4 protein-coding genes are annotated in these 4,084 nt (G+C 69.7%); 2 read left to right on the forward strand and 2 right to left on the reverse strand.

Annotation, left to right across the window (positions count from 1 at the left end; all coding sequences use genetic code 11):
- Positions 1 to 1,667, reverse strand: a 1,667-nt coding sequence (locus tag VFM98_RS21595) for a hydantoinase/oxoprolinase family protein (RefSeq protein ID WP_325111948.1), incomplete at its 3' end; no start/stop codon positions are given.
- 63 nt (positions 1,668 to 1,730) lie between these two features.
- On the opposite strand from VFM98_RS21595, the gene VFM98_RS21600 reads away from it, so the two are divergent.
- Positions 1,731 to 2,240 (forward strand): TRAP transporter small permease, encoded by a 510-nt coding sequence (locus VFM98_RS21600; protein WP_325111949.1) that lies wholly within the window; start codon positions 1,731 to 1,733, stop codon positions 2,238 to 2,240.
- On the forward strand, positions 2,233 to 3,528 hold the full coding sequence (locus VFM98_RS21605; protein WP_325111950.1) for a TRAP transporter large permease subunit: 1,296 nt from the start codon (positions 2,233 to 2,235) through the stop codon (positions 3,526 to 3,528). Before VFM98_RS21600 ends, VFM98_RS21605 begins: the two co-directional genes overlap by 8 nt.
- 12 nt (positions 3,529 to 3,540) lie before the next feature.
- On the opposite strand, the gene VFM98_RS21610 is transcribed toward VFM98_RS21605, so the two are convergent.
- Positions 3,541 to 4,084 (reverse strand): alpha/beta hydrolase (locus tag VFM98_RS21610; RefSeq protein WP_325111951.1); only part of this gene is annotated, 544 nt, incomplete at its 5' end.

Genomic DNA, 4,084 nt, shown 5'->3' on the forward strand with positions numbered 1-4,084 from the left:
AGTGAACCCGCCGCCACCACCAGCGCCGAATCGCTGCCTTGGTAGCGCACGTGCACGCGGCGCCGCACCTGCACCGCGCCGCCGGCCACCTGCTGGCGGCGCAGGTCCGCCTCCGCGGCGGCCGCGAGCGCATCCAGTTGCTCCTGCACTTGCGGCAGGTGCTCCGGCGCGAGCAGCAGTTCCACCGCCTGCTCGCGGATCACGTTCTGGTCCGCGAGCCCCATGCCGTACGCGGACAGCACGCCCGCCAGCGGATGGATGAACACGCGCGACATGCCCAGCGCATCGGCCACCAGGCAGGCATGCTGGCCGCCGGCGCCGCCGAAGCAGTTGAGCGTGTAGCGCGTCACGTCGTAGCCGCGCGCCACCGAGATCTTCTTGATCGCGTTGGCCATCTGCTGCACGGCGATGGCGATGAAGCCCTCGGCCACCTCCTCCGCGCTGCGGCCGGTGCGCCGCGCAAGCTCCTCGAACTTGCCGCTGACCGCCTCCACGCTGAGGGGCTCGTCGGCATGCGGACCGAACACCCTGGGGAAGTACTTCGGCTGGATCTTGCCGACCATCACGTTGGCATCGGTCACGGCCAGCGGCCCGCCGCGCCGGTAGCTCGCCGGCCCGGGGTTGGCGCCGGCGCTCTGCGGGCCGACGCGGAAGCGCGCGCCGTCGAATTCCAGGATCGAGCCGCCGCCCGCCGCCACCGTGTGGATGCTCATCATCGGCGCGCGCATGCGCACGCCCGCCACCAGCGTCTCGAACTCGCGCTCGAATTCGCCGGCGAAGTGCGACACGTCGGTGGAAGTGCCGCCCATGTCGAAGCCGATCACGCGCGCGTGGCCGGCGAGCTGCGCGGTGCGGGCCATGCCCACGATGCCGCCCGCGGGACCGGAGAGGATCGCGTCCTTGCCCTGGAAGGCATGCGCATCGGCCAGCCCGCCGGAGGACTGCATGAAGAACAGCTTCACGCCGGGCATCTCGCCGGCGACCTGCTCCACGTAGCGGCGCAGGATCGGCGAGAGGTAGGCGTCGACCACCGTCGTGTCGCCGCGGCTCACCAGCTTCATCATCGGGCTGGTCTCGTGCGAGGTGCTGACCTGGGTGAAGCCGGTCTCGCGCGCGATGGCAGCGGCGCGCTGCTCGTGCGCGGTGCTGCGGTAGCCATGCAGGAACACGATCGCCACGCTGCGCAGGCCGCGTCCGTGCGCCGCCGCGAGCGCCTGCCGCAGGTGCGCTTCGTCCAGCGGCTCGATCACGTCGCCGTGCGCGCCCACGCGCTCGTGCGCCTCGATCACCTCGCGGTACAGCAGTTCGGGCAGCACGATGTGGCGGTCGAACAGGCGCGGCCGGTTCTGGTAGGCGATGCGCAGCGCATCGCGGAAGCCGCGCGTGGTAACCAGCAGGGTCGGCTCGCCCTTGCGTTCCAGCAGCGCGTTGGTGGCCACCGTGGTGCCCATCTTCACGCATTCCACCTGCTCGGGCCGGACCGGCTCACCGGCCGGCAGCCCCAGCAGGTGGCGGATGCCGGCCACCGCGGCGTCCGGGTACTGCTCCGGGTTGTCCGACAGCAGCTTGTGTGTCACCAGCGTGCCATCGGGGCGGCGCCCCACCACGTCGGTGAAGGTGCCACCGCGGTCGATCCAGAACTGCCATTTGCGCTCGTCTCGGGTCATCGCCGGATTATGGAGAACGGCCGGAGCCCCTAAACTCGGCCGTCGAACAACGATGGGGACCCGATGCGGCGCTTCCTGGATTTCCTCTACGACGCCTGCGCCTGGCTGGCGGCGCTGGCCATGATCGGCGTGCTGCTGATGGTGCTGCTGTCCATCGTGAGCCGGCAGATCGGTTTCCACGTCCCGGGCACCGATGCCTATGCGGGCTACAGCATGGCGGCGGCGGGCTTCCTCGCGCTGGCGCACACCCTCAAGCGCAACGAGCACATCCGGGTCACGCTCCTGCTCGGGCGCCTGCAGGGCAAGGCCCGGCGCGGGCTTGAGCTGTGGGCCCTGACGGTGGGCGTGCTGCTCTCGGGCCTGTTCGCCGTCTACTCGGTGCGGCTGGCCTGGAATTCGCGCGCCTTCAACGACATCTCCACCGGCAACGACGCCACGCCCCTGTGGATCCCGCAGCTGACGATGGCGCTCGGCACGGTGATCCTGCTGGTGGCCTTCCTCGACGAGTGGGTGCAGGAGCTGCGCGGGCAGCGCAGCACCGCGGGCAGCGAGGAGGCCCTGCACAATGAGTGACTTCGCGATCACCGCCATGCTGATCGTCTCGCTGTTCCTGCTTCTGGGCAGCAGCGTCTGGATCGGCCTCACGCTGGGCGGCGTGGCCTGGATCGGCATGCAGCTCTTTTCCTCGCGGCCGGCGGGCGACGCCATGGCCGTCACGGTGTGGGGCTCCGCATCGAGCTGGACGCTCACCGCCCTGCCCCTCTTCATCTGGATGGGCGAGATCCTCTTTCGCACCAAGCTGAGCGAAAGCATGTTCCGCGGCCTCGCGCCCTGGGTGGCACGGCTGCCGGGACGGCTGCTGCATACCAACGTGATCGGCTGCACCATCTTCGCCGCCGTGTCGGGATCGTCCGCCGCCACCTGCGCCACCATCGGCAAGATGACGCTGCCCGAACTGGACCGGCGCGGCTATCCCGAGGACATCACCATCGGATCGCTGGCCGGCGCCGGCACACTGGGGCTGCTGATCCCGCCCTCGATCATCATGATCGTCTATGGCGTGACGGCGGACGTCTCGATCGCGCGCCTGTTCGTGGCGGGAATCCTCCCGGGGATCGTGCTGGCGTCGCTTTTCTCGGGCTATCTCGCGGTGTGGGCCGCCATGAACAGGAAGCGCGTGCCGCCCCCGGACCGCACCATGGGCTTCGCCGAGAAGATGAGCGAATCGCGCCACCTGATTCCGGTGGTGCTGTTGATCGCGGCCGTGCTCGGCTCGATCTACACCGGCATCGCGACGGCCACCGAGGCGGCGGCGGTGGGCGTGGTGGGCTCGCTGATCCTCTCGGCGCTGCAACGCTCGCTCACCTGGGCCACCTTCCGCGACTCGCTGCTGGGGGCCACCCGCCTGTACTGCATGATCGCGCTGATCCTCGCCGGCGCGGCGTTCCTCACGCTTTCGATGGGCTACATCGGTCTGCCGCGGCACCTGGCGGAATTCGTGGGCTCGCTGGGGCTGTCGCCCTTCATGCTGATGGTCGCCCTGGCGATCTTCTACATCGTGCTGGGATGCTTCCTCGACGGCATCTCGATGGTGGTGCTGACCATGGGCGTGATCCTGCCGACGGTGCAGGCGGCGGGCTTCGACCTGGTGTGGTTCGGGATCTTCGTCGTGATCGTGGTGGAGATGGCGCAGATCACGCCGCCGGTGGGCTTCAACCTGTTCGTGCTGCAGGGGATGACGGGCAAGGAAATCACCTGGATCGCGCGGGTGACCGCGCCCTTCTTCCTGCTGATGTGCGTGATGGTGCTGCTGCTGTGGTTCGTGCCGCAGTTGGCCACGTGGTTACCAGGGAAGATGTGAGCTGAGTCGGTCTCACGCCGCCACGCCCACATCCAGCTCCTGCAGCCACGCCGCCACCGCGCCGCCCACCACATCGGCACCGCGAAGGATGTCGCCATCCACCGCGAGCAGATGGTCCATCCCGCGCACGACCTCGAGCCGCGCATCGGGCTTGCCGGCCTGCAGCCACTGCGCATGCTCCACGCCGACCTGCACGTCGGCCGACCCGTGCACCAGCATCACCGGCACGTGCAGGCCGCCCAGCACCGCCGGCGGGTCGTGCCGGAACCAGGACATGAGATAAGGCTGCACGCTCGGGCGGAACAGCAGGAACAGCGCATCGGGCACGTCCTCCACCGCCTGCTGCGCCTCCAGCGCATCGAGCGCGGCCAGGCCGGAAGCGGCGATGTCCTGCGGCAGGTGCTCGGTCATCTGCCGGCGCATCAGCGCCGAGGCGCGGCTGCCGGCGCCTGCGATCGACACCACCGCCTGGGCTTGCGCCGGTTCGGCGGCCAGTGCGGCGATCAAGGCGCCTTCGCTGTGCCCCACGAGCGCCAAGCGGCCGAAACGCTCGTCC

The sequence above is a fragment of the Ramlibacter sp. genome (genome assembly GCF_035706265.1).
Classification (GTDB): Bacteria; Pseudomonadota; Gammaproteobacteria; order Burkholderiales; family Burkholderiaceae_C; genus Ramlibacter.